Below are 24348 nucleotides of genomic sequence, written 5' to 3' on the forward strand. Positions count from 1 at the left end.
TCGCAGCAAAACCCTCCACCAAGTAGCCGGCGCCCCGGGCGAACTCGGGTCACTTAGGCGGGCTTTACCACCGGGTTTTCGAACGCCATGTGGAACTCGCCGGTGTCCTCCGGGTCCTCCATCCGCTCCCGATACTGCGACCCCATCTGCTCCCGAGGCGAAACACTCCGCTCCACCTTCTTCGTCTCCACCGGCTGAGTTTCCTCGACCGCCTGCGGCTTCGGCTCCACCGGCTGAGTTTCCTCAACTGGCGCGGCGGCTTGGGGCTTGGGCTCCACTGGCTGAGCAGGCGGGACCGGCTGAGTCTCCTCAGCGGGCGCGACCGCGTCGGGCTTAGCGTCCACCGGCTGAGCTTCTTCCGCCGGCGCGACCGCCTCAGGCGTCGCGTCCATCGGCTGGGTCTCCTCGACCGGCGCGGCTGCCTCGGGCTTGGTCTCCATCGGCTGAGTTTCCTCGACGGGCGGGACCGCCTCGGGTGTGACCGCCTCCTGAGTAGATGCGACCGGCTGGGTCTCCTCGACCGGTGTGGCCGCGCTCGGCGGCGCCTCCACGGGCTGGGTTTTCTCAGCCGGCTCGCTCACCTCAGCTGCGGGGGTCGCCTGCGTGACCGGCTCTTCGGCTGCGGGAGGTGGGGCGATGACTGTTTCCTCACCGGGGTAGTTGCTGTCGGCATCTGCCTCGGGGAACTGGCGGGTGTGCTCGAACTCCTCCGCCCCACCAACCGGGAACTGCCGCGTCTGATCGTCGGCCTGGTTCCGCGGCTCTGCCGCCGCGGGCTCGTCGAACAGGTCGTCGTACCGCGTGTGAGTCTCGTACGCCGCCGGCGCCTGATAGGTGCCCCCGGCAACCGGATACACGGCCGCGACGTCCGCCTCCTGCTGCGCCTGCGCGGCTTCCTGCTCGCGTTGCAGCCGCTCGGCGTCGGCCCGCTCCCGCCGCCGGCGCTGGACACCGTGGACGATCAGCTGGATCGCGTACACCAGCGAGATCACCCCGAGGATCGGCACTACGCCGTTCAGCGTGTACTGCTTCGACCCGTCGATCATCCCGTTGGTGACGCCAGGGACGTCGTTCAGGAAGTTCGTGGTCCGGTTCGGGATCCAGAGCCAGCAGTAGATCAGGGCGCCGAAGGCGATGAACGCCCCCAGCGCACCGGCGCCGGAGAAGTACGACACCACGGCCCAGAAGATCAGCGCGCCGATGCCGAAGGCAAGCGCCATCCCCTTCGCGTTCAGCTCGATACCACCCGGCGCCGAGAGGACTCCGAACACGGCCGGACCGGCCAGAGCAACGGCTACTCCGAGCAAGAACCCAAGAAATTTGGACACACCCCCAAGGTAGCGACGATCTGCGGTTACACCCCGCAGACACTTCGGCACACCTTTCGGCTGACCCAGGCAGGCAACCGCTTGCCTAAGGTAGAAGCCATGCGCGCACCGAACATCGTCGTCGTCCTGTCCGACGAACACACCGCCGCCGCAGCCGGTTGGGCAGGCCATCCGCACGTCCAGACGCCACACCTGGATCGTCTGGCCGCGCAGGGCGTTTCGTTCGACCGCGCGTACACCAACAGCCCGATGTGCGTGCCGTCCCGCCTCTCACTCATGGCGGGCCAGTACGTGCACCAGATCGGGGCCTGGGACAACGGCGTGATCCCAGACGCGTCGTACCGCACCTGGGGCCACCACCTGCGCGAAGCCGGCTACACCTCGGTCATAGCGGGCCGAACGCACTTCAACGGACCAGACCGCTTACTAGGCTTCGACCGGCGCCTCACCGACGACCTGGACTTCTGGCTCGACCACAGCGGCCGTCCACCCCGTCGTACGGCGGACTGGCGACGCCCGAGCAACTCTCATGTCACCGAACAGGGCTCAGGCGACCACGTCCACACGCAGCACGACGTAGCCGCCACAGACGCCGCTGTGGAGTTCCTACGAGACCCAGGCGAGGACCCGTTCCTGCTGTACGTCGGCTACATGCACCCGCACTTCCCGTTGGTCGCACCACCGGAGTTCCGAGCCCTCTACGACCCGGCCGACGTCGAGCTACCCACCGTCGCAGATGACCAGCACCCGGTAATCTCCTTGCTGCGTCACGGGTTCCGTAACGACGAGCCGCTGACGGAGGAGCAGATCCGGGAGGCGACAGTCTGCTATTGGGCGCTGATCAGCCATCTTGATCACCAGATCGGTCGGCTGCTGGCCGCAGTGCCGGACGACACAGTGGTCATCTACACCAGCGACCACGGCGAGATGGCCGGTCACCAGGGCATCTGGCAGAAACAGTGCTTCTACGAGCCCGCCGTACGCATCCCGCTGCTCCTACGCCACCCGTCGTTGCAGCCGGGCCGGAGCGCCGCACACGTCAGCCTGATCGACGTGCTCCCCACGCTGCGAGACGTAGCCGGTCTGGCGCCCGACGCCGCTCTGCCCGGTCAGACGCTGCTGGAGGCTCAGGACAGACCTGTGCTGTCGGAGTACCACGCACAGGGCATGGTCGACGGCGGTTTCATGCTGAAGTCCGGGCCGTGGAAGTACTGCTACTACGGGTCCGGGCATGCGCCGCAGGTCTTCAACGTCGACGACGACCCACTGGAGCTCCACGACCTGTCCGGTGAGACGGCTCTGGTGCAGCGACTGGATGCTGAGCTGAGATTGCTGCTGGACCCTGACGCGACCGATGCCCGTGCGAAGTCGGACCAGGCTGCGCGCCTTTCGAGAGGATGAGCTGTTGCCCGCTCCGAACATTCTGCTGATCGTTTCCGACGACCACGGGTACGCCGACCGCGGTGGACTCGGCGTGCACTCCGACGTACGGACTCCGGCGCTGGACCGGCTGGCCGCGGAGGGAGTGAGCTGCACCGACGCTTACGTGACAGCGCCGATCTGCAGCCCGTCACGCGCGTCGATCATCTCCGGGCGGTACCAGCAGCGGTGGGGCGGCCAATGGTTCGACTCGGCCGCGTTCCCGCCTGACGACGTACCGACGCTTGCGGAGATCCTGCGCGACCAGGGGTACCGGACGGGGTACTTCGGCAAGGTGCACTACGGGAAAGAGAGTGTGGGGGACAGGGCGTGTCCGCCGCACCACGGGTTCGAGGAGACGCTGTACGGGCTGGCGGGGCAGTCGTTCGGGCGGCTGAACTACCTGCATCACTCCGACGAGTCGGTCGAGTCGTACGGTCAGCCGGCCGCGCACCACATGGCTGTCCAGCCTCTGTTGTCAGGGGACGAGCCAGTCGAGCACGAGGGCTTTCTGACTGCGGAGTTCGGTCGCCGCGCGGCGGAGTTCATGGACGCGGACGACGAGCGGCCGTACTTCTGCATGGTCGCGTTCAACGCCGTACACAACTTCTGCTGGCAGCTGCCGGACTCCGAACTGGAAGCGCGCGGGCTCCCGGCTTTCCGCGACTGGTCGCCCGATGCGGACGGCCCGTTCATGGAGTGGTACGACGACGTGATCGTGCCGAATCTTCCGCACGGGCGTGAGTACTACCTCGCCCAGTTGGAGCTGATGGACGCGGAGATCGGGCGACTGCTCGACGTGGCCGGCGACGACACGATCGTCGTGTACGTGACGGACAACGGCGGGTCGACCTGCAATTTCGGCGACAACGCGCCGCTGCGTGGGACGAAGTACACGCTGTGGGACGGCGGCATCCGCATCCCGATGCTCTGGCGCTGGCCGGACCAGTTGCCGGCGGGACGTCGTACGGACGCTTTGGTCAGCACGATGGACCTGGTCCCGACGCTGGCCGCGGCGGCGGGTGCGACCGTGGACGGTGCCGATGGCGTCGACATCCTGCCCGTGCTGGGCGGTACCGCCGAGACTGCCCACGAGAACCTGCACTGGGACTGCGGGTTCCAGTGGGCGGTGCGGTCGGGGGAGTGGAAGCTCAGCTGGGTGGCCGACGACGCCAACACCAGGCATTTGCGTGACTACGAGCACGCGCCGATGGGGGAGGGCTGGTTCCTCGCGAACCTGGCCGACGACATCGGCGAGCAGACCAACCACCTGTCAGCCCAGCCGGAGATCGCAGACCGGTTGCGCTCGTTGCACGCCGGTTGGCGTGCGGAGGTGGGGCTCGAGGCTCAGACAGTCAACCCGTAGGTGATCGCTGTCGGCGGCTCCTCGTGGTGGTCGATGTCCGGGCTGCGCTCGTACTCGTTCCAGGCGAGGAGCTCGTCGAGGTGCCGGCGTACCGAGTCGAGGACCTCGGTGGTCGTGACCTCGCGGCCGAGCTCCTTGGAGAGCGTGGTCACGTCGGCGTCCGAGATGCCGCACGGGACGATCCGGTCGAACCAGGTGAGGTCGTTGTCGCAGTTCAGCGCGAAGCCGTGCATGGTCACGCCCTGGGCGACCCGGATCCCGATCGCGGCGATCTTCCGCTCCCGGCCGCGGTCGTCGGCCGCGACCCAGACGCCGCTGCGTCCCTTGACCCGGCCCGTCTTCACGCCGAGCTCGGAGCAGACGCCGATCAGCGCCTCTTCGAGCCGGCGGACGTAGTCCACGACGTACACGTGTGAGGCGAGCTTGACGATCGGGTATCCGACCAGTTGGCCGGGGCCGTGCCAGGTGATCTTGCCGCCGCGGTCCACGTCGACCACCGGCGTACCGTCCATCGGGCGCTCGTGCGGCTCGGTGCGCTTGCCCGCCGTGTAGACCGGCGGGTGCTCGAGCAGGATGACCGTGTCCGAGCCGGTGCCTTCGGCAACCTCCGCGTGCAGTCGTCGCTGCTCGGCCCACGCGGTCTCGTAGTCCACCGCGCCGGCGCCGAATCCGGCCTCCACGTACCTGATAGCCCTCACGCCTTCGAGTGTAGGCGGGGCCGATCGCGGCCCGCGCCCTGGGCTGTGGATAACTTCGACGGGCAAGGTCGCGATCGGTGCATCCTCTTGGACATGGACCTCGCAGATCTCACCGGCTACAGCCTGCGCCGCGAGCTCGGGTCCGGGCCGGCCGGCACCGTCTGGCAGGTCCGGGACCGCGCCTCGGGCCGCAACGCCGTGCTCAAACACCTCCCGCACAGCGCGTATCCCGACCGGGGGCGGCTCCGCGAGGACTTGAGCATGCTGTCCCGCTTCCGGCACCCGCACGTCGCGCGGCTCCACGAGTACCGCGAGACGGACACCGGCTGGATCCTGATCACCGAGCACCTCGCCGCCGGCAGCCTCGCCGCCCTCCTCACCCGCCGCGGCCCGCTGTCCCGCGGCGAACTCGTCACCCTCCTCGCCCCGCTCGCCGAGGCGCTCACCCACCTCCACGCCTCGAACCTCACCCACGGCTCCATCACCCCCGAAAACGTCCTCTTCGACGCCGACGGCCGCCCAATCCTCACCGACGCCACCCTCCGCCGTACCGACCCCACCACCGACCACCAAGCCCTCGCCACCCTCACCCACCGCGTCAGCGCCAGCCCCACCCCCTTTCCACCCGACCTCCTCACCAACACCCCCCTCAGATCCCTCCCGAACCGCCTCCTAACCCACACCCCCGCCACCCCCATAGACCTAGCCCCCCTCACCAGCACCGCCCCCACAGCACCCGCCGCCACCCCACCACCCCAAGCCCCAATACCGCCTCCCGGCAGCACTCCACCGCCCCACGCCCCAACACCGAGCGCCCCCAGGCCCGGCCCCCGACGTCCGACCTCGTCGGACGGGTCGGCAGACGACGATGCCCCCGCTGCCTCCCGTGCGCCGCTCGCTCCACCTCCGGCCGAGCCGCCACCCTCACCTCTGAAACAACCAAAGCGACCTCACCCCACCGCACCCTCCGCCAAGGCCCGCTCGACGCGCGTGCGCTCCAACCGCCGCCACAAGTCCCGCCGCACCCGGTTTGTCGCGGCCCTCCACCGACTCCCACACCCCGCGTACGGCGTACTCGCCGCAGCCGCCCTAGCCGCGATCATCGTGCTCGCAATCGCCATCGCCACACTCCGAGCCATCGACACCCCGGCAACCGCCCAACCAGACCCCACCGGCACGCGGTCCACAACCCAACGCACATCCACATCCCCGCCCACCCAGTCGCCAACCACCGCCCACCCAACGGCACCCGGGCGACCCGAGACATCGCCAAGCCAGGCCCGTGCCACGACCTCCGCGCCAAGATCCGAGTCCGCCTCCTCATCAGAGCTGGCCACCTGGATCGAAACGCTGCAAGCACTCGACGCCCAGCGCGCGCAAGCGTTCTGGACCCTCGACCTCGAAGCCCTCGACCTCATCTATGTCCCAGGCAGTGCCCCCTGGCGCACCGACCGCGCCCTCCTGTCGGCCTACCGCGACCAGAACGTCCGCGTCCAAGGCCTCCGAATCACGATCGAAAGCACCGCGATCACCCGCCGCACCGCAACCACCGTCACCCTGAAAACCACCGACCACCTCACAGCCGGCCAAGCAGTCGACCACACCGGCGCCAAAACCCCACTCCCACCAGGCCCCCCGGCCACCAGACTGATCACCCTGACAATCACCCCACGCACCACCGCCCCCTCACGCGGCGCCGCCCGCCAACCCACCCACCCCTGGCGCATCACAACAATCACCCAACCCTGACGCGCGACGGCCTTCAGCTCGGTTGGTTCAGGGCGTCGAATACGTCCCGTACGAAGTAGGTGTCCGCCAGCGCGTCGTGAATCGCGTACGAGGACTGGTCGACGCCGACAGCCGCCGACATCTCGCCAACGTCCGCAGTCGGCGGCAGGTTCGTCCGGCCCAGCAACTGACTGATCACGCACACAAGCCGAAAGTCCCAAGGCACATCCGCCGCGTCATCCGCGACCAGGCCGTTGAGATGCATCAGATGCAGTACGTCGGTCGCATCCATCCACGGCGCCGCGCCCACCCACAACGGCTCGTCGGCGGTCAGCTCGACCATCAACTCCGCGACCTCTCGACCGCTGCACACGTCCTGCTCGGATCCGTTCAGCGACGGGTGGCGATGAAACCGGCTGATCTCCAGCGCCTGCTCGGTCGCGGCCGACAGATCCAGCTCGTCCAGCCGGACGAACCGGTTGTACGCCGTCTCGCGCCCGTCGTCCTCACGCCGGATCACCGCCAACTGCCAGATCTGCCGGCCACCCGGCAGCCAAGGTTCCCGAACGCTCGTGGTTTCCAGATCAACGAAAAGAGTCGCCACCCAGCAATCCAACCAGGGCAATGCAAATTTGGGAGTAGCTAGCGCTTCTCGGCGCGGAGAGCCAGGATCCAGGGCACTGGGTCGGTGCGGGGCTCTACGGTTCGGGTGATCGTGAGACCTGCATTGGCGAACGCGTTGAGGAGGTCGGCTAGTGGTACGTGGCGCATGCCGAGGCGATGGCGGATGCCGCCTTCGCCCCACCAGGGCGCTGGGGGATGCCAGCCGATGGTGCGGTACGTCGGATGGACGATGCGCCCGTCATCGGGACGACCCTCGGTGTGCGGTCCGTTGAAGCAGGGATGGGCCCCGTAGAACACGAGCACCCCACCCGCATGCAGCACGCGGGCCGCCTCGCGCAGGACAGCGGCGAAGTCGTCGACGTCGGTGGAGAGCCACAGAACGGCGACAGTAGAGAAGACAGCATCGGCGAACGGCAACTCAGCGGCGTCGCCTTGCACCAGTGACTCGCCATCGGCCGCGCGTTGCCGGGCGAGGCCCAACTGATCCGCGGAGTACTCCAGGCCAACGACAGTGCGTCCCGTGCTGCGCAGCGTCTGCAGGTTCTGCCCGGTCCCACACCCGAGATCCAGGCACAGACCGTCGCCCGGCCCCAGCAGATCCAGCAGCGGCTCCCGGTTGGAGTCGGCCGCAGCAGCGTTGTGCTCGTCGTACCACTCGGCAAGACCGTCGTACCGCGCGGTTGTCTTCGGCGTGACTGTCATGGCTGAGTTCTCGGCCGAGGGTCAGCGGAAGTCACGTCCTGCTCGACGGAGGCGGCCGTCGCGGACCAACTGGCCAGCAGATTCAGGGCATCCTGCGAGGCGGATTCGGGCTCGGCGGTGTAGGTGAGGAGGCTCTGGCTCGGGTCGGACGCCAGCGGGAACGACTCGAAGGGGAGTTCGAGGTCGCCGACGACGGGGTGATGGAGAAGTTTGACGCCGGTGGTGTGGATCCGGACGTTGTGAGCGGCCCACCGTGCGCGGAACTCCTCGCTGCGGGTGGACAACTCGCCGATCAGGTCCGACGTCTGCCGGTCGTACGGGTCCCTGCCGACTTCTGCGCGGAGCAACGCGACAGTGTCGTTGGCGACCGTGTCCCAGGCACGGAAGAAGTCCGTCGCCTGCGGGTCGAGGAAGACGAATCGGGCGTTGTTGGGCGGCCTCGCAGGCACGGCGTACACGGGTGAGAACAGCGCGGATCCGAGAGCGTTGGCGGCCAGGATGTCGAGGCGTCCGTTCAGTACGAGTGCCGGCGTACCACTCATCGAGTCCAGGACGCGCTGGACCGTGGGCCGGATTCGTTGCGCCGTGGGACGCCGACGTGGAGCGCGTGTCGTGGCGGCGGCGCGGAGCAGGTCGAGGAGGTGGGTTCGCTCGGCCTCGTTGAGCTTCAGCGCGTGCGTGAGCCCCTCGATGACGCTGTCGGAGATGCCGATTGCGTTGCCGCGCTCGAGCCGCGTGTAGTAGTCCGTCGAGATCCCTGCGAGGAGCGCGACCTCTTCGCGGCGCAGGCCCGCGACCCGGCGGCGGGCGCCGCCGTACACGGGAAGGCCTGCCTGCTCAGGGCTGATCCGGTCCCGTCGGGTGCTGAGGAACTCCCGGATCTCCGCACGCACGTCGCCCCGGACGTCATCGCGGATGTCACGGTCCTTCCGGGCTGTCATGTCGTCCACTCTACGAGCGCTTCCGCACCTCAGGGGGTCCCTCTGAGTACCCCTCGAACAGAGTCTGCCGGCAGCAGACACCAGCTGGTTGCGTGGACTGCATGACTGACAAGAAGGTTTGGCTCATCACCGGCGCCGGCCGAGGCCTGGGTGTCGACCTCGCTGAGGCGGCGCTGGCAGCCGGTCACGCCGTCGTGGCCACTGGACGCGATCCGGACCGGGTGCGCTCCGTGCTCGAGGCTCACGACGACCTGCTGGTCCTCAAGCTCGACGTCACCGATCCTGCGGGTATCGACGACGCGGTTCGCTCTGCTGTCGATCGGTTCGGTCGGATCGACGTACTGGTCAACAACGCCGGCAACTTCAACGCCGGGTTCTTCGAGGAGCTGAGCTCGGAGGAGTTCCGGACACAGATCGAGACCACTCTGTTCGGTCCGGTCGAGGTCACCCGCGCCGTACTTCCGGTCATGCGCGGCAGGCGGTCGGGTCTCGTCGTCACGATCTCGTCGACGGCCGGGATTGCCGGCCTGGAGTTCTGTACGGCGTACGCCGCGTCGAAGTTCGGCGTGGAGGGGTGGATGGAGTCGCTGACTCCCGAGGTCGCGCCGTTCGGGATCCGGACCATGCTCGTCGAGCCTGGTTTCTTCCGTACCGAGCTGCTGGGTCCTGAGTCGACGAAGTACGCCGAGCCGACCATCGACGACTACGCCGAGCGAACCAGGCTGACCGTCAAGGGCTGGCAGAGCATGAACGGCCGGCAGGGCGGCGACCCCGCGAAACTCGCGAACGCGTTGGTCCAGCTCGCGAACCAGGACGAGCCGCCGCTGCGCTTCGCGGCCGGCGCCGACGCGATCGCCACCGTCGAGCAGAAGGCCACGACCCTCCTCGCCCAGGCCGACGCCTACCGCGAACTGTCCAGCAACCTCGCGCACGACGACGCCGGTCAAGCCTGACGGCAATCCGGTCAGCGGGCTAGGCGAGGGCGGCGGAGATTGCGGCGGTGACTGTGGGGTGGTGGAAGGTGAAGCCGGTGGACTGGAGGCGGGTCGGGAGGGCTCGTTTGCTGCCGAGGAGTTCCCAGGCGAACTCGCCGAGGGCGGCCTTCATGAGGATCGCCGGCACCGGGACGAGGGACGGGCGGTGCAAGGCGGTTGCCAGGGCTTCGGTGAGTTCGAGGTTGGTTGCCGGTGTCGGCAGGGTGATGTTCACCGGGCCGCTCACGCTGTCGTTCTCGGCAGCGTGCCGGACGGCGCGGATCCAGTCGGTCAGCGAGACCACCGGGAAGTACTGCGTGCCAGGCCCGAAGCGGCCGCCGAGACCGATGCGGAAGGGCAGCGAGAGGAGCTGGAACGCCGGAGCCTTGCTGTCGAGTACGACGCCGGTTCGCAGCGCGGCCACCCGGCTGCCTGCTTCACGGGCGGGTTCGAGCGCGCCTTCCCACAGCCGGACGACGTCGGCCAGGAAGCCGTCGCCGAGGTCGGAGTCCTCGGTCAGGATGCGATCGCCGAGGTCGGTGCCGTAGCCGCCGATCCCGCTCTGCGTGAGCAGCACCGGCCGGCGGTCGAGCTTCGTTGCGACCGCAGCCAGGGTGGCGGTCGTCGCGACGCGGCTCTCCCGGATCTTCAGGCGGTACGTCGGTGTCCACGGGCGGCCGATGTTCGCGCCGGCCAGGTTGACCAGGACATCGGGATCACCCAGCGCGGCCGCGTCCAGATCACCCCGGGCGGGGTCCCAGCGCACCTCGTCCGGTGTCGACGGCGACCGGCGTACCAGCCGGAGGACCTGGTGGCCGTTGGCAACCAAGTCGCGGGCGAGAGCCTTGCCGAGGAAGCCGGAGGCGCCGGCCAGTACGTACTTCATCCCGCTCTGCTCCTTGTCGGGTCGACCGCCGGGTCAGGACAGCCGGATGAAAAGAACGGCGCCGGTGGCCGTCTCCGGGGAGACAGGCACCGGCGCCGGGTGTCCGATCGGATCAGACGTCGAACTGGGCCTCTTCGAGACGCTGCTTGACGGCCGTCAGGTAACGGGCCGCGTCGGCGCCGTCGACCAGGCGGTGGTCGTAGGTCAGCGCCAGGTACACCATCTGCCGGATCGCGATCGTCTCGCCGAGCTCCGGGTGGGTGATGACCACCGGGCGCTTCACGACGGCGCCGGTCCCGAGCATGCCGACCTGCGGCTGGTTCAGGATCGGGGTGTCGAACAGCGCGCCCCGGCTACCGGTGTTGGTGATGGTGAACGTGCCACCCGCCATCTCGTCCGGCAGCACCTTGTTGTTGCGGGTGCGGTCGGCGAGGTCGGCGATCTTCTTCGCCAGGCCGGCGATGTTCAGGTCGCCGGCGTTGTGTACGACGGGGACCATCAGGCCGCGCTCCACGTCCACCGCGATGCCGAGGTGCTCGGCGGCGTGGTACGTGATCTCGCCCTTCTCGTCGTCGATCGACGCGTTCAGCTTCGGGTACTGCTTGAGCGCGTCGACCGCGGCGAGCGCGAAGAACGGCAGGAAGGACAGCTTGGTCCCCTCGCGCGCCTCGAACTCGGCCTTCTTCTTGTTGCGCAGCTTGGCGATCTCGGTGACGTCGACCTCGACCACGGTGGTCAGCTGGGCCGAGACCTTCAGGCTGTTGACCATGTGGGCCGCGATCGCCTTGCGGATCCGGCTCATCTTCTCGGTGGTGCCACGCAGCGGGCTGACGACCGGGGCCTTCGCCTCGGCGGCAGGGGCGGCGGCCTGGGCTGCCGGAGCGGGTGCTGCCGCGGCGGCCTTCTTTGCCTCGGCGGCTGCGATCACGTCCTGCTTGCGGATCCGGCCGCCGACACCGGTGCCCTGTACGGCGTTCAGGTCGACGTCGTGCTCCGCGGCGAGCTTGCGGACCAGCGGGGTGACGTAGTTCGCGCCGTCGGCGGACCCGTTCGGCGAAACCGCAGGAGCCGGAGCCGCTGCAGGAGCCTGAGCGGCCGGGGCCGGGGCCTGAGCCGGAGGCGCCTGCGGAGCGGGAGCCTGAGCAGCCGGAGCAGGAGCAGCGGCCGGGGCAGCGGCGGGAGCCGGAGCCGGAGCAGCAGCCGGGGCCGGAGCGGGGGCAGCAGCCGGGGCCGGAGCAGCAGCCGGAGCGGGAGCAGCAGCCGGAGCGGGAGCGGCAGCAGGTGCCGGGGCAGCGGCGGCGGGGGCTGACTCAGACGGAGCGGCCGCGCCGGAGCCGACGATGGCCAGTTCGGCGCCGACCTCGACGGTTTCGTCCTCGGCGACCTTGATCTCCAGGAGCTTGCCGGCGATCGGGCTCGGGATCTCGGTGTCGACCTTGTCGGTGGAGACCTCGAGGAGCGGCTCGTCGACGGCCACGTCGTCGCCGACCTGCTTCAGCCAGCGGGTGACGGTTCCCTCGGTCACGCTCTCGCCCAGCGCGGGCAGCGTCACCGACGTACCGGAAGCAGCCGGAGCAGCCTCAGCCGGAGCAGAAGCCTCGGCAGCAGGAGCCTCAGCCTCAGCAGCAGGAGCCTCGGCGGCAGGAGCTTCAGCAGCCGGGGCAGGCGCGGCGGCAGGAGCCTCCGCGGCCGGTGCCGGAGCGGGCTCGGCGGCCGGCGCGGGGTCTGCCGCGGGCTCGGCCGGAGCCGCAGGAGCGGAGCCGGCCTCGCCGGCGTCGCCGATCACGGCCAGTTCCGCGCCGACCTCGACGGTCTCGTCCTCGGCGGCCTTGATCTCGAGAAGGGTGCCGGCGACGGGGCTCGGGATTTCGGTGTCGACCTTGTCGGTCGAGACCTCCAGCAGGGGTTCGTCCACGGCAACCGTGTCGCCGACCTGCTTGAGCCAGCGGGTGACGGTTCCTTCGGTGACGCTCTCCCCGAGGGCCGGCAGGGATACAGAGGTCGGCATGACGGTCGTTGCTCCTTCGTCTGATCGGTCGAGTGTCAGCCTACGGTGCCGCCGGAGCGCTCGGGATCCGGGTCACGGGCATCCTTCACGCTCCTGCAGCTCCAACTTACTGGGACGGTCCAGCAGGGTCAGTCATGGAAGTGCAAAGGTTTCCCGGCGAGCGCGAGGTGGGCCTCGCCGAGGGCTTCGTTCTGGGTCGGGTGCGCGTGCACCAGGGGCGCGACATCCGCCGGGTACGCCTCCCAGTTGTAGATCAGCTGCGCTTCGCCGATCAGCTCGCCGACACGCGAACCGACCATGTGCAGCCCCACCACGGCGCCGTCCTTGGCGCGGACCAGCTTCACGAAGCCGGCCGTCTTCAGGATCTGCGACTTGCCGTTGCCGCCGAGGTTGTAGTTGAGGATGTCCACGTCGCCGTACTTCTCCCGGGCCTGCTCCTCGGTCAGCCCGACCGACGCGACCTCCGGCTCGGAGTACGTCACGCGCGGGATGCCGGCCTCGTCGATCGGCGTCGGCGCGAGGCCTGCGAGGTGCTCGGCGACGAAGATGCCCTGCTGGAACCCGCGGTGCGCGAGCTGGAGCCCCGGCACGATGTCACCGACCGCATAGACGCCCGGCACGCTGGTCTGCAGCGTCGAGTCGACGGTCACGAACCCACGGTCGAGCGCGACCCCGACCTCCTCGTATCCGAGACCCGTGGTGTTGGGTCCCCGGCCGACGGCGACCAGCAGGAGCTCGGCCTCGATCACCTCGCCGCCCGCGACGGTCACCTGTACGCCGGAATCGGTCACCGCGACCGACTCGAACCGCGTACCGGTCTTGAACGCGATCTTCCGCTTCCGGAACGCGCGCTCCAGGGTCTTCGAACAGTCGGCGTCCTCGGCCGGGACCAGCCGCGGCAGCGCCTCGACGATCGTCACCTTGGTGCCGAACGACGTCCACGCGGACGCGAACTCGACGCCGATCACGCCGCCACCGAGGATCACCGCGGACTCGGGGACCCGATCGAGCGTCAGCGCGTGCTCACTCGCGATCACCCGGTGCCCGTCGAGCTCGAGCCCGGGAAGGGAACGGGAGTAGGAGCCGGAGGCAAGGAGGACGTTGCGGCCGGTGTACGTCGTGTCGCCGACCTGGACCGTGGTGGGCGAGGTCAGCCGCCCCTCGCCCTCGATCACCGTGATGCCGCGGGCCTTCAACTGGCCCTGCAGACCCTTGAACAGCCGGTCGACGACGCCGTCCTTGTACTTGTTCACGCCGCCCATGTCGACGCCCTCGAGCGTCGTCCGGACTCCGAACTGCTCACCCTCGCGGGCCGAGTCCGCGACCTCGGCCGCGTGCAGCAGCGCCTTGGTCGGGATGCACCCACGGTGCAGACAGGTCCCGCCGACCTTGTCCTTCTCGACCAGCGCCACGGACAGGCCGAGCGTCGCGGCGCGCAGTCCGGCCGCGTAGCCACCGCTGCCGCCTCCGAGAATTACCAGGTCGTACGTCGTACCAGTTTCAGTACTACTGTCAGTCACAGGTTCCTCCGTGGGTCCAAGGCTGTGGGTCTGGTCCAGGCGGGCGGGTCCCGGATCGCGGTTCCGGCCCGGCGTCATCTTGTCACCGATCACGGCCGGATCCATCCCCGGGCCGGTCGTGGCGGGCAGGCCGGGATCGGCCGCAACCGTTATCCAGGATTTCGGCGCGGACTTGCACAGATAGTGGACACTTGACGTCATGAAGTGGTTCGGTCGCCGGCAGAAGGCCGGAACGATGCGCCGGTCGGACACTCCCGACCAGGCGCACCTGCGTGAGTTCGCCCAGACCCGTCAGGGTGTCGAGGGATTCGTCGAGCCGCGGACGGCGGTGACGGAGTACACGATGGTGCTGGTCGCGCTCGACGGTGAGTGGACCCGCCGCCGGGTCCCGTCGGTCAAGTGGGCGCACGATTTCGCGAACAAGCTCGGCATCCCGTCGTACGACGCGGCCGTCGTCGGCTACCCGCCGCGGATGCGCGAGTACAACGCCCGCATGAAGAAGAACGGCCTCGCCTGAGTGGTCGTGCGGGGAGTTCTACCGGTCGCTGCAGGTAGGTAGAACTCCCCGAACCGTCACCGCGCGGGGGGTCAGCTCGCTGAGGCGGCGAGTTCGACCAGGGTGCGGACGGCGTACCCGGTGCCGCCGGTGGGCGTGTAGCCGGAGGGGCCGCCGTCGTTGAAGGCGGGACCGGCGACGTCCAGGTGGACCCAGTCGATGCCGTCAGCAACGAAGTCGCCGAGGAACGCGGCCGCCGCGAGGGCGCCGCCCCACGGCTCGCCGGTGATGTTGGCCAGGTCGGCGACCTTGGAGTGCGACTTCAGCTTGTCGAGCATCTCGGTCGGGATCGGCAGTGGCCACATCGACTCACCGGCCGCGAGCGCCGCGTCCACGACCCGGTCGCGGGCCGTGTCGGCGTTCCCGAACGCGCCCGCCACCTTGGTGCCCAGGGCAACGACACACGCCCCCGTCAGGGTGGCCACGTCGATGATCAGGTCGGGCTGGTCCGCGGAGGCCCGGACCAGCGCGTCGCCGAGGACCAGGCGGCCCTCGGCGTCGGTGTTCAGCACCTCGACGGTCTTGCCGCCGTACATCGTCAGTACGTCGGAGGGCCGGGCCGCGGAACCGGACGGCATGTTCTCGGCCATCGCGGCGTACGTCGTCACCTGGACCGGCAGACCGAGCCGCGCGATGGCGATCGTCGCGCCGATCACCGCGGCGGCGCCGGCCATGTCGGACTTCATGCTCACCATGCCGGTCGACGTCTTCAGCGACAGGCCGCCGGAGTCGAACGTGATGCCCTTGCCGACGAACGCCAGGTGGGTGACGGCCTTCTTCGGCGTGTACGTCAGCCGGACCAGCCGCGGCGGGTTGCTCGAGCCCTGGCCGACGCCGAGGATGCCGCCGTACCCGCCCTTGGCGAGCGCTTTCTCGTCGAGCACCTCGACCTTGACGCCGTACTCCTTGCCGAGCTTGACCGCGTCGGCCGCGAACTCGGCCGGGTGCAGGTCCGACGGCGGGGTGTTCACCCAGTCCCGCACCTGCGCGACGGCCTCCGCGGTCACCTGGGCGCGCTCGACGGCGGCCTTGGCGTCCTTGTTCCGGGCCAGGTCGGTCAGCACGGTCAGGTTGCCGGGCGCCTCGTTCGCACCGTCCGACGACTTGTACGCCGTGAACGCGTAGCGGCCCATCAACGCGCCCTCGGCGACCGCGCGCACGCACTCCGCGTCAGGCGCCGGCAGCGCGAACGCGACCGACTGCGAGATCTTCGCCGCGCGCACACCGGTGCCGGCCGCGGCCCGCAGGTCCTCGGTCTTCAGCGCGCCGTCGGGCGCCGTACCGAGACCGACCGCGATCAGCGTCGCGGACTTGCCCTTGCCGAGCAGCGGCCCGGGCACCTTCGTCACCTCGCCGGCCTTGCCGGTGGCGCCGAGACCGGACAGCACCTCCACCAGCTTCCCGCCGTACGCGGCGTTCAGCGACTCGGTGCCGGCCGGCAGGGTGACGCCGCCGCCGAGTTTGACCACGCCGATGACCACGGCGTCGCTCTTGACGCCGGCGGCATCTGACTTGCTCAGGGTGATGGTGGTCACGAAATCCTCAGTCCTCCTTGACCGGCGGGCAGATGGCCGGTCGTCACGGTACGTGCGTGCTGCCTGAGCATGCTACGCGTCGGGTAGTTTCCCCTCCATGACCCAGTCTCCTGATCTGAAGAAGTCGCCACTGCACGAGCGCCACGTCGCGCTCGGCGCCAAGTTCGCCGAGTTCGGCGGGTGGGAGATGCCCCTGGAGTATTCCGGCGTCGTGGCCGAGCACACCGCGGTCCGTACGTCGGTCGGCGTCTTCGACGTCAGCCACCTCGGCAAGGCGACTGTCAAGGGTCCGGGCGCCGCGGCGTACGTGAACGCGTGCCTGACCAACGATCTCGGCAAGATCGCGCCGGGTCAGGCGCAGTACACGCTGTGCTGCAACGAGAACGGGGGAGTGGTCGACGACCTGATCGCCTACCTGCACGCCGACGACGACGTCTTCCTGATCCCGAACGCGGCCAACACCGCCGAGGTGGTCCGCCTGCTTCAGGCCGACGCGCCCGACGGCGTCGAGGTGACCAACGTCCACGACGACTACGCCATCCTCGCGGTGCAGGGCGCGAACAGCGACGAGGTGGTGTCCGCGATCGGTATGCCGACCGGACACGACTACATGTCCTTCGCCACGGCCGACTTCGGCGGTACGCCGGTGGTCGTGTGCCGCACCGGCTACACGGGCGAGCGCGGCTTCGAGCTCGTCGTACCGAACGCCGCCGCGGTGGCCGTGTTCGACGCACTGCTGACGGCCGGCGAGCAGTACGGCATCGTCCCGGCCGGACTGGGCGCGCGGGACACGCTGCGGACCGAGATGGGGTACCCGCTGCACGGCCAGGACATCGCGCCCGGCATCACGCCCGTCCAGGCGCGGTCCGGATGGGCCGTCGGCTGGAAGAAGGAGCACTTCTGGGGCGACGCGGCCCTGCGTGCCGAGAAGGAGCGCGGACCGGCCCGGATCCTGCGCGGCTTGCGCGCCGCTGGAAGGGGTATCCCGCGACCGCACATGTCCGTTCTGGATCAATCCGGTACCGCACTCGGTGAAGTCACCTCGGGAACGTTCTCGCCGACGCTGAAGAAAGGTATTGCGTTGGCACTGCTGGACGCGTCGGTGAAAGAAGGCGATCAGGTAACCGTCGACATCCGGGGCCGCGAGGAAACCTTCGACGTCGTCAAACCCCCCTTCGTGACGGTTCACGTGCGCTGACCGCGAATTCACGGGTCGCCTGAACCGGCCATGACAATCCGTGCATGGTCGACCGGAGTGCAGTCAAAGCGAAGGATCTTGCCGTTCCCCAGGAAGTCGACCTCGGCGCCCTGGTCGACGAACTCGCCGAGATGCTGAGGTCGGACGCGCGACGAACTGACGGACGAAACGGCGGTTCGTTGGCTCGACGCGGTCACTGACAACTGGGGTCGCGGTCAGCCTCGTCGCATCAGGTGTCGTCAGGTCCACTGCTGTCCAGGTGACCGGTACCGACATGATGATCCGATCGGAAGCCATGTGTACGCGGACAGCGCGCGGCCGCCGAGTCTGCGGTGGCTTCAGGCCCGTCATGTCCGCTTCATCTCGGGACTGCGGGCCGTCCGGCGCCTGTCGTCGTCCGTGGCCGGATCGAGACCAAATGTGACTTTTCGTTACATTGGGTGAGAATCTGGCACAAATTGGCCACTGTCGGTGCTGTGCCGACGCGGTTTGCGCAGGATTGACTGCGAACGGTGACGAAATGGGGCAAATGTTCCGTTCGAGTACCGGTTCCGGTAACGATTTGTGCACTGCTGCCGAGCACTGCTGGTTTGGTGTCACAGTGTCGGGCAGGCTAGCGCGCGGCTACGGCGGAATCCCTTGTCAAGGGGATTTGACCCGAGCCCGCAAGCGAGCAAAGGTCGGCACGCCATCCACCGATAAGTGCCGGATCCGCGGACCGAAATCCGGCCGACTGAACTGACGGAGTGCGAATGACAATTGGGTCACCCGACTCGACTGTTGGGATCGAAGAACACCCGGCGTCGGCGGAACCGCTTCGGGGCTCCGCCGTCCCGCACGGAAAGTCCCCCACGCGGGTCGCGGTGGACCGGCTCCGCAAGGACAAGGTGGCCGTGGTCTGCGCGTTCGTGGTGCTGTTCTTCATCCTGATCGCGATCTTCGCCCCGGTGCTGACCAAGATCGAGGGCGGCGACATCGGCACCTTCCACCCCGAGCTCGTCGACGAGTACGGCTTCCCGACCTTCGCCGTCAACGCGCAGCACTGGTTCGGCGTCGAGCCGAAGACCGGGCGGGACAACTTCGCCCGCTGGGTGTACGGCGCGCGCCCGTCGCTGATCGTCGCGTTCGTGGCGACCCTGTTCGGGACTGTCGTCGGCGTCGTGATGGGTCTGCTGGCCGGCTTCCTCGGCGGCTGGGTGGACCGGATCATCTCCTGGTTCGTCGACTTCGTGCTGAGCCTGCCGTACCTGCTGTTCGCGATCGCGATGGTGCCGATCGTCGAGAGCATGCGCGGCGGGTCCTTCAACCTCTCGCCGGAGGAACAGGCCTCGACGCGGTTCTTCGTACTGATCTTCGTCCTGTCGTTCTTCGGCTGGGCCGGACTGGCCCGGATCATCCGCGGCGAGGTGCTGTCCCTGCGCGAGCGTGAGTTCGTACTGGCCGCGAAGGCCATCGGTGTCCCCACCCGGCAGGTCCTGTTCAAGGAACTGCTGCCCAACCTGGTCGCGCCGATCGTGATCTCGGCGTCGCTGGCGCTGCCGGCCTACGTGACCGCGGAGGCGGGTCTGTCCTACCTCGGCGTCGGTCTGATCGAGCCGGTCCCGTCCTGGGGCCAGACGATCGCGAACGCGACCAACTGGTTCAAGGCGGACCCGCTGTACCTGTGGCTGCCGGTGCTCGGCATCACCGCACTCGTCCTGGCGATGGCCCTGCTCGGCGACGCCATTCGTGACGCGTTCGACCCCAAGACTCGCCGGTAGCCCGGCGTTGCCCCAGCGGCAGAAAAGGAGAAACACAACAATGCAGTGGAAACAAATCACCGCTGTTGCGGCGACGGTCATGCTGGCCGTCGCGGCCTGTGGCACCCCGTCGTCCAACAACGGCAAGGGCGGGGCGAACGCGGGCAACGCGGGTACCGCCCAGGAGAAGGCGACCGACGCGACCGCGAAGGGCCCGGCCCCGGAGCTCGACGGCGCCAAGAAGGGGGGCACGGCAACCGTCCTCGCCGACGTCTCGCCGGACACCCTCGACCCGACGAACATCTACTTCACCGACACGAACCAGATCGGCAAGTTGATGTACCGGGCGCTGACCCAGTACCGCCTGGACGGTGACAGCCACAAGCCGGTGCTCGTTCCGGACCTCGCCGAGGACCTGGGCACGAAGTCCGCCGACGGCCTCACCTGGACCTTCAAGCTCAAGCAGGGCATCAAGTACATGGACGGCACGCCCGTGAAGGCGGCCGACTACGCGTACGCGATCAAGCGGTCCTTCGCGCACGACCTGTACGACGCCGGACCGGTGTACCAGGACGAGTACTTCAAGGACGGCAAGACCTACAAGGGCCCGTACAGCGCGAACGGCGCGAACTACTCCGGTGTCGAGACGCCGGACGAGAAGACCCTGGTCATCCACCTGGCGAAGAAGTTCGACGACCTGCCGTACTACGCGGCGTTCCCGATGTTCACGCCGATCCCGCAGGCCAAGGACACCAAGAAGTCCTACGACCTGAAGCCGATGACCACCGGCCCGTACCAGGTCGACACCTACAACCCGGGTACGGAGCTGAAGCTCAAGCGGAACCCGCACTGGGACGCGAACAGCGACCCGGTGCGCTACCAGTACCCGGACGCCTGGGACTTCAAGTTCGGTCAGGACACGCTGAAGGTGCAGCGCCAGGTGCTGGCCAGCAACGGCCCGGACGCGAACGCGCTGAACTACTCCGACCTGGACTCCAGCCTCATCCCCGAGGTCAAGGACCAGAGCCAGCTCGTCACCGGTCCGCAGCCGTGCACCACGGTCTGGGGCCTGGACACCCGGAAGATCCCGATGGAGGTCCGCCAGCTGATCGCGAAGGCGTACCCGTTCGACACCTACCGCAAGGTCGCGGGCCTGACGCCGCAGAGCGCGATCCCGGCGTCGACGATCATGCCGCCGGCCGTTCCCGGCTACGAGAAGTACGAGCTCCCGGGCCTGGTCGGCACCGGTAAGGGCGCCGAGGACCCGGCCGTCGCGAGCGAGGTCAAGGCGAAGCTGAAGGAACTCGGCAAGGAGAACTTCGAGCTCAGCTGGTACTACGCGAACGACGACAAGATCGCCACGCAGGTCACCCAGCTGCGGACCCAGGTGTACACGGCCGCGGGCTTCAAGGTGCGGGCCGTGGGTGTCGCGAAGGCGAAGCTGCGGACCTTCCGCAACGACCCGGCCGCGCCGGTGAACATCGGTCAGGGCCCGTCGGGCTGGTGCTCGGACTGGCCGTCCGGTGCGAGCTGGTTCCCGGTCCTGTTCCGTTCCGACGCCGTCGACCTGAGCAACAGCATCGGCATGCTGCAGGACAAGACGCTGGACACCGAGCTGAACCGCGTCAACGGGCTTACCCCCGAGGAGCAGCTCAAGGAATGGCCGAAGGTCGACAAGATGATCATGGAGAAGTACCTGCCGCTGATCCCGCTCTACTACAGCGCCAGCAACTACCCGGTCGGCAAGAACCTCGGGCACGTGATCAACGACCCGACCCAGGGCCTGCCGGAGTTCACCTCCATCTTCCTGAAGCAGCCCTGATCCAGGGTCAGGTAGTCCTAGCGGTTTGATCATCTGACTGACCACGGGTGGTGACCGGACAGTGTTGAACTCGTCCGGTCACCACCCCTCGGTGAGGAGAATCCCTCGTGCTCTACTTCGTGGCGCGCCGGCTGGTGAGCGCGCTCAGCGTCGTGCTGGTCACGCTGATCGTGACCTTCGCGCTGTTCTTCGTTGCGCCGACCGACCCGGCCGGCGCGATCTGCGGTGATCGCAACTGCACCCAGGAGCGATACAACGAGATCAAGGAAAATCTGCACCTGGACCGACCCAAGGTGCAGCAGTTCGCCGAGTACACGGTGGGCATCTTCGCCGGGCGGACCTTCGAGACGGCCGGCGTCAAGCAGAAGTGCGCAGTGCCGTGTCTGGGATTCTCGTTCAAGAACGACCGTCCGGTGACCCAGATGCTGAAGGAACGGCTGCCGGTCACGGTGTCACTGGTCGCCGGGTACGCGGTGCTCGTCCTCACTATCGGTGTCTTCGTGGGCTCGATGGCTGCGAAGAGACGTGGGACGCTGGGCGACCGTGCGCTGATGAGCAGCACGCTGATCCTCAGCTCGGTTCCGTACTACATCGTCGCGCTGATGATCTCGCTGTACCTGACGATCCTGTACCAGATCCTGCCGCGCGGCGGATACACACCGCTCACCCAGAATCCGGGGGCCTGGTTCACCGGGCTGCTGACCCCGTGGCTGGTCCTGGGCCTGTACAGCTGCACCCAGTACGCGCGGTATTCGCGCGGCTCGATGGTGGAGGCGCTGAGTGAGGACTACATCAGGACCGCGCGGGCGAAGGGCCTGTCGGACCGGGTGGTCACCTACAAGCACGGGCTGCGGTCCGCGATGATCCCGGTCATGACGATCTTCGGCCTGGACATCGCCGGCAGCCTCGCGGGCGCGATCTTCACCGAGCGGATCTTCGACCTGCCGGGCCTCGGCAACCTGGTGCTGGAGAGTCTGAGCAACTACGACCTGCCGCTGATCATGGGCACGGTCCTGATCTCCTCGGCCATCCTGGTTGCGATGAACTTCATCGTCGACATCGCCTACTCACTGATCGACCCCCGGGTGAGGCTCTCGTGACGAACCCAGCCAACGACGACGCCAAGGAAGTTCAGGACAGCATGGTGGAAACGCCGGCCGCCGACACCGCGGCCGCCAAGCGTGGTCCGTCGGTCGCCACCCGCGAGCGCCGGCAGGGTTCGATCAACCCGAGCGGCGAGACGCCGTACCTGGTGGTCGAGGACCTCGCCGTGAAGTTCCCCACCGCCGACGGCCTGGTGAGCGCGGTGAACGGGCTGAGCTACTCGGTCCCGCTCGGCCGCACGCTGGCCATCGTCGGCGAGTCCGGCTCCGGCAAGTCGGTGTCGAGTATGGCCGTGATGGGCCTGCACGACCGCAAGCGGACCCGGATCACCGGCTCGATCCGGCTCGGCGGCGACGAACTCGTCGGCCTGCCCGAGAACGAGCTGATGAAGATCCGCGGCGACGCGATGTCGATGGTCTTCCAGGACCCGCAGTCCTCGCTGCACCCGCTGTACACGATCGGCAACCAGCTGGTCGAGGGGTACCGGGTGCACCACAAGGTCTCCAAGGTCGTGGCGAAGAAGCGGGCGCTGGAGATGCTCGACCTGGTCGGGATCCCGAACCCGCCGCGCCGGTTCTCGCAGTACCCGCACGAGTTCTCCGGCGGTATGCGGCAGCGCGCGATGATCGCGATGAGCCTGATCAACGACCCGAAGCTGGTGATCGCCGACGAGCCGACCACCGCGCTGGACGTCACCGTGCAGGCGCAGATCCTGGACCTGCTGAACAACCTGCAGAAGGAGTTCGGCTCCGCGATCGTGCTGATCACCCACGACCTCGGGGTGGTCGCCGAGATGGCCGACGACGTCCTGGTGATGTACGCCGGGCGCTGCGTCGAGTACGGCACCGCCGAGGACGTCCTGGCGAACCCGCGGATGCCGTACACCTGGGGTCTGCTCGAGTCGATCCCGACGGTCTCCGCGGCGAACGAGCGGCTGCGCCCGATCAAGGGCCTGCCGCCGAGCCTGCTGAACCTGCCCCCGGGCTGCTCGTTCTCCGCGCGGTGCCCGTACGTCGACCGCGTCAAGGGCGAGCTCTGCACCACCCAACTCCCGGACCTGCTGCCGGTGGACGGCGCCGGTGCGCACACTTCCCGTTGTCACCTGCACGACAAGGCCTCGATCTACGAGACCGAGATCGCGCCGAGACTGGGCTGACGAGGGGACTGAGGAATCATGAGCGAAACTTTGTTGCAGGTCCGCGACCTGAAGATGCACTTCCCGATCAAGGAAGCGGCCGGCCTCGGACGGACCAAGAAGGTCGTGCAGGCCGTCGACGGCGTCAACTTCGAGCTGAAGGCCGGCGCCAGCCTCGGCCTGGTCGGCGAGTCCGGCTGCGGTAAGTCGACCACCGGCCGGATGATCACCCGGCTGCTGACCCCGACTGCCGGCCAGATCGTGTTCAAGGGCACCGACATCGCGCAGCTGAAGGAGCGGGAGCTGCGGCCGTTCCGCCGCCAGCTGCAGATCGTCTTCCAGGACCCGTACAGCTCGCTGAACCCGCGGCAGACGGTCAGCAACATCATCAGTACGCCGCTGCGCGTGCACAACCTGGTCAAGAAGGGCCAGGAGCTCGCGCGGGTCCAGGAACTGCTGGAGCGCGTCGGCCTGAACCCGGAGCACCACAACCGCTACCCGAACGAGTTCTCCGGCGGGCAGCGGCAGCGCATCGGCATCGCCCGGGCGCTCGCGGTGGAGCCCGAGGTGATCATCGCCGACGAGCCGGTCTCCGCGCTCGACGTGTCGATCCAGGCCCAGGTGATGAACCTGCTCGAGGACCTGCGCAAGGACCTCGGGATCGCGTTCGTGTTCATCGCGCACGACCTCGGCGTCGTCCGGCACTTCTGTGACGAGGTCGCGGTGATGTACCTCGGCAAGATCGTCGAACAGGGCAGCCGGGACCAGATCTACAACGCGCCGCAGCACCCGTACACGCAGGCGCTGCTGTCGGCGGCGCCGGACCTGGGCACCATCCGGGGCGTGCCGCCGAAGGAGCGGATCCGGCTGGTCGGCGACGTACCCTCGCCGATCGACCCGCCGAGCGGCTGCCGGTTCCGGACCCGCTGCTGGAAGGCGGAGGACATCTGCGCCACCCAGGAGCCGCTGCTGGAGATCAAGCCGCAGTCGAGTCCGGGCCACACGGCCGCCTGCCACTTCGCGGAGCCGAAGCTCGACCTGATCGCCGAAACCGCCTAGAACCGA

20 protein-coding genes are annotated in these 24348 nt (G+C 68.3%); 11 read left to right on the forward strand and 9 right to left on the reverse strand.

Annotated features, from left to right (window positions below; translation table 11 throughout):
- Nucleotides 1-53: 53 nt before the first annotated feature.
- Nucleotides 54-1328 carry a hypothetical protein gene (locus tag OHB24_RS27245; RefSeq protein ID WP_327633688.1) on the reverse strand — a complete coding sequence of 425 codons (1275 nt, stop codon included), beginning with the start codon at nt 1326-1328 and terminating at the stop codon, nt 54-56.
- Between the two features lie 99 nt (nt 1329-1427).
- On the opposite strand from OHB24_RS27245, the gene OHB24_RS27250 reads away from it, so the two are divergent.
- Both OHB24_RS27250 and OHB24_RS27255 read left to right on the forward strand, forming a co-directional pair.
- The gene (locus tag OHB24_RS27250; protein ID WP_327633689.1) at nt 1428-2729 is read left to right on the forward strand and encodes a sulfatase-like hydrolase/transferase; all 1302 of its coding nucleotides are present in this window, start codon (nt 1428-1430) and stop codon (nt 2727-2729) included.
- Between the two features lie 4 nt (nt 2730-2733).
- Entirely contained in the window at nt 2734-4113 is a 1380-nt protein-coding gene (locus tag OHB24_RS27255) for a sulfatase family protein (protein ID WP_327633690.1), read from the forward strand.
- Here the strand turns inward: OHB24_RS27255 and lipB are convergent.
- Complete coding sequence (gene lipB / locus OHB24_RS27260) at nt 4095-4811, reverse strand: lipoyl(octanoyl) transferase LipB (protein ID WP_327633691.1); 717 nt, start codon at nt 4809-4811, stop codon at nt 4095-4097. The two genes, OHB24_RS27255 and lipB, sit on opposite strands and share 19 nt — an antisense overlap.
- Nucleotides 4812-4904: 93 nt before the next feature.
- On the opposite strand from lipB, the gene OHB24_RS27265 reads away from it, so the two are divergent.
- Nucleotides 4905-6560 carry a protein kinase domain-containing protein gene (locus OHB24_RS27265; RefSeq protein ID WP_327633693.1) on the forward strand — a complete coding sequence of 552 codons (1656 nt, stop codon included), beginning with the start codon at nt 4905-4907 and terminating at the stop codon, nt 6558-6560.
- Between the two features lie 13 nt (nt 6561-6573).
- Here OHB24_RS27265 and OHB24_RS27270 read toward each other — a convergent pair whose 3' ends face one another.
- From OHB24_RS27270 to OHB24_RS27280, 3 genes are read right to left on the reverse strand one after another with little or no spacing between them, the layout of a single operon-like run.
- Nucleotides 6574-7143: a hypothetical protein gene (locus OHB24_RS27270; RefSeq protein ID WP_327633694.1), complete on the reverse strand. Its 570-nt coding sequence runs from the start codon at nt 7141-7143 to the stop codon at nt 6574-6576.
- Between the two features lie 38 nt (nt 7144-7181).
- Nucleotides 7182-7865, reverse strand: a complete 684-nt coding sequence (locus OHB24_RS27275) for a class I SAM-dependent methyltransferase (protein WP_327633695.1) — start codon at nt 7863-7865, stop codon at nt 7182-7184.
- Nucleotides 7862-8806, reverse strand: coding sequence for a helix-turn-helix domain-containing protein (locus OHB24_RS27280; protein WP_327633696.1), 945 nt, complete (start codon nt 8804-8806; stop codon nt 7862-7864). The genes OHB24_RS27275 and OHB24_RS27280 overlap by 4 nt, the downstream gene beginning before the upstream one ends.
- A 101-nt stretch (nt 8807-8907) precedes the next feature.
- On the opposite strand from OHB24_RS27280, the gene OHB24_RS27285 reads away from it, so the two are divergent.
- Entirely contained in the window at nt 8908-9759 is an 852-nt protein-coding gene (locus OHB24_RS27285) for an SDR family NAD(P)-dependent oxidoreductase (RefSeq protein WP_327633697.1), read from the forward strand.
- Nucleotides 9760-9778: 19 nt separating this feature from the next.
- Here OHB24_RS27285 and OHB24_RS27290 read toward each other — a convergent pair whose 3' ends face one another.
- The 3 genes from OHB24_RS27290 to lpdA all read right to left on the reverse strand — a co-directional run bounded on the left by OHB24_RS27290 (nt 9779) and on the right by lpdA (nt 14194).
- Nucleotides 9779-10666, reverse strand: coding sequence for a TIGR01777 family oxidoreductase (locus OHB24_RS27290; RefSeq protein WP_327633698.1), 888 nt, complete (start codon nt 10664-10666; stop codon nt 9779-9781).
- Nucleotides 10667-10778: 112 nt separating this feature from the next.
- Nucleotides 10779-12674, reverse strand: a complete 1896-nt coding sequence (sucB, locus tag OHB24_RS27295) for a 2-oxoglutarate dehydrogenase, E2 component, dihydrolipoamide succinyltransferase (protein ID WP_327633699.1) — start codon at nt 12672-12674, stop codon at nt 10779-10781.
- A gap of 128 nt (nt 12675-12802) precedes the next feature.
- On the reverse strand, nt 12803-14194 hold the full coding sequence (gene lpdA, locus OHB24_RS27300; RefSeq protein WP_327633700.1) for a dihydrolipoyl dehydrogenase: 1392 nt from the start codon (nt 14192-14194) through the stop codon (nt 12803-12805).
- Between the two features lie 199 nt (nt 14195-14393).
- Between lpdA and OHB24_RS27305 the strand changes: the two genes are divergently transcribed.
- Entirely contained in the window at nt 14394-14711 is a 318-nt protein-coding gene (locus OHB24_RS27305) for a hypothetical protein (protein WP_131342419.1), read from the forward strand.
- 71 nt (nt 14712-14782) lie between these two features.
- Here OHB24_RS27305 and OHB24_RS27310 read toward each other — a convergent pair whose 3' ends face one another.
- Nucleotides 14783-16285, reverse strand: coding sequence for a leucyl aminopeptidase (locus OHB24_RS27310; RefSeq protein WP_327633701.1), 1503 nt, complete (start codon nt 16283-16285; stop codon nt 14783-14785).
- Between the two features lie 97 nt (nt 16286-16382).
- Between OHB24_RS27310 and gcvT the strand changes: the two genes are divergently transcribed.
- The 6 genes from gcvT (at nt 16383) to OHB24_RS27340 (ending at nt 24342) form a co-directional block, all read left to right on the forward strand.
- Entirely contained in the window at nt 16383-17483 is a 1101-nt protein-coding gene (gcvT, locus tag OHB24_RS27315) for a glycine cleavage system aminomethyltransferase GcvT (protein ID WP_327633702.1), read from the forward strand.
- A gap of 752 nt (nt 17484-18235) precedes the next feature.
- Nucleotides 18236-19243, forward strand: a complete 1008-nt coding sequence (locus OHB24_RS27320) for an ABC transporter permease (RefSeq protein WP_327633703.1) — start codon at nt 18236-18238, stop codon at nt 19241-19243.
- 40 nt (nt 19244-19283) lie between these two features.
- Nucleotides 19284-21044: an ABC transporter substrate-binding protein gene (locus OHB24_RS27325; RefSeq protein WP_327633704.1), complete on the forward strand. Its 1761-nt coding sequence runs from the start codon at nt 19284-19286 to the stop codon at nt 21042-21044.
- A gap of 107 nt (nt 21045-21151) precedes the next feature.
- Nucleotides 21152-22144 (forward strand): ABC transporter permease, encoded by a 993-nt coding sequence (locus OHB24_RS27330; protein WP_327633705.1) that lies wholly within the window; start codon nt 21152-21154, stop codon nt 22142-22144.
- Nucleotides 22141-23304 carry an ABC transporter ATP-binding protein gene (locus tag OHB24_RS27335; protein ID WP_327633706.1) on the forward strand — a complete coding sequence of 388 codons (1164 nt, stop codon included), beginning with the start codon at nt 22141-22143 and terminating at the stop codon, nt 23302-23304. The genes OHB24_RS27330 and OHB24_RS27335 overlap by 4 nt, the downstream gene beginning before the upstream one ends.
- A gap of 18 nt (nt 23305-23322) precedes the next feature.
- Entirely contained in the window at nt 23323-24342 is a 1020-nt protein-coding gene (locus OHB24_RS27340; protein WP_327633707.1) for an ABC transporter ATP-binding protein, read from the forward strand.
- The last annotated feature ends 6 nt before the right edge of the window (nt 24343-24348 follow it).

Source organism: Kribbella sp. NBC_00482, assembly GCF_036013725.1.
Classification (GTDB): domain Bacteria; phylum Actinomycetota; class Actinomycetes; order Propionibacteriales; family Kribbellaceae; genus Kribbella.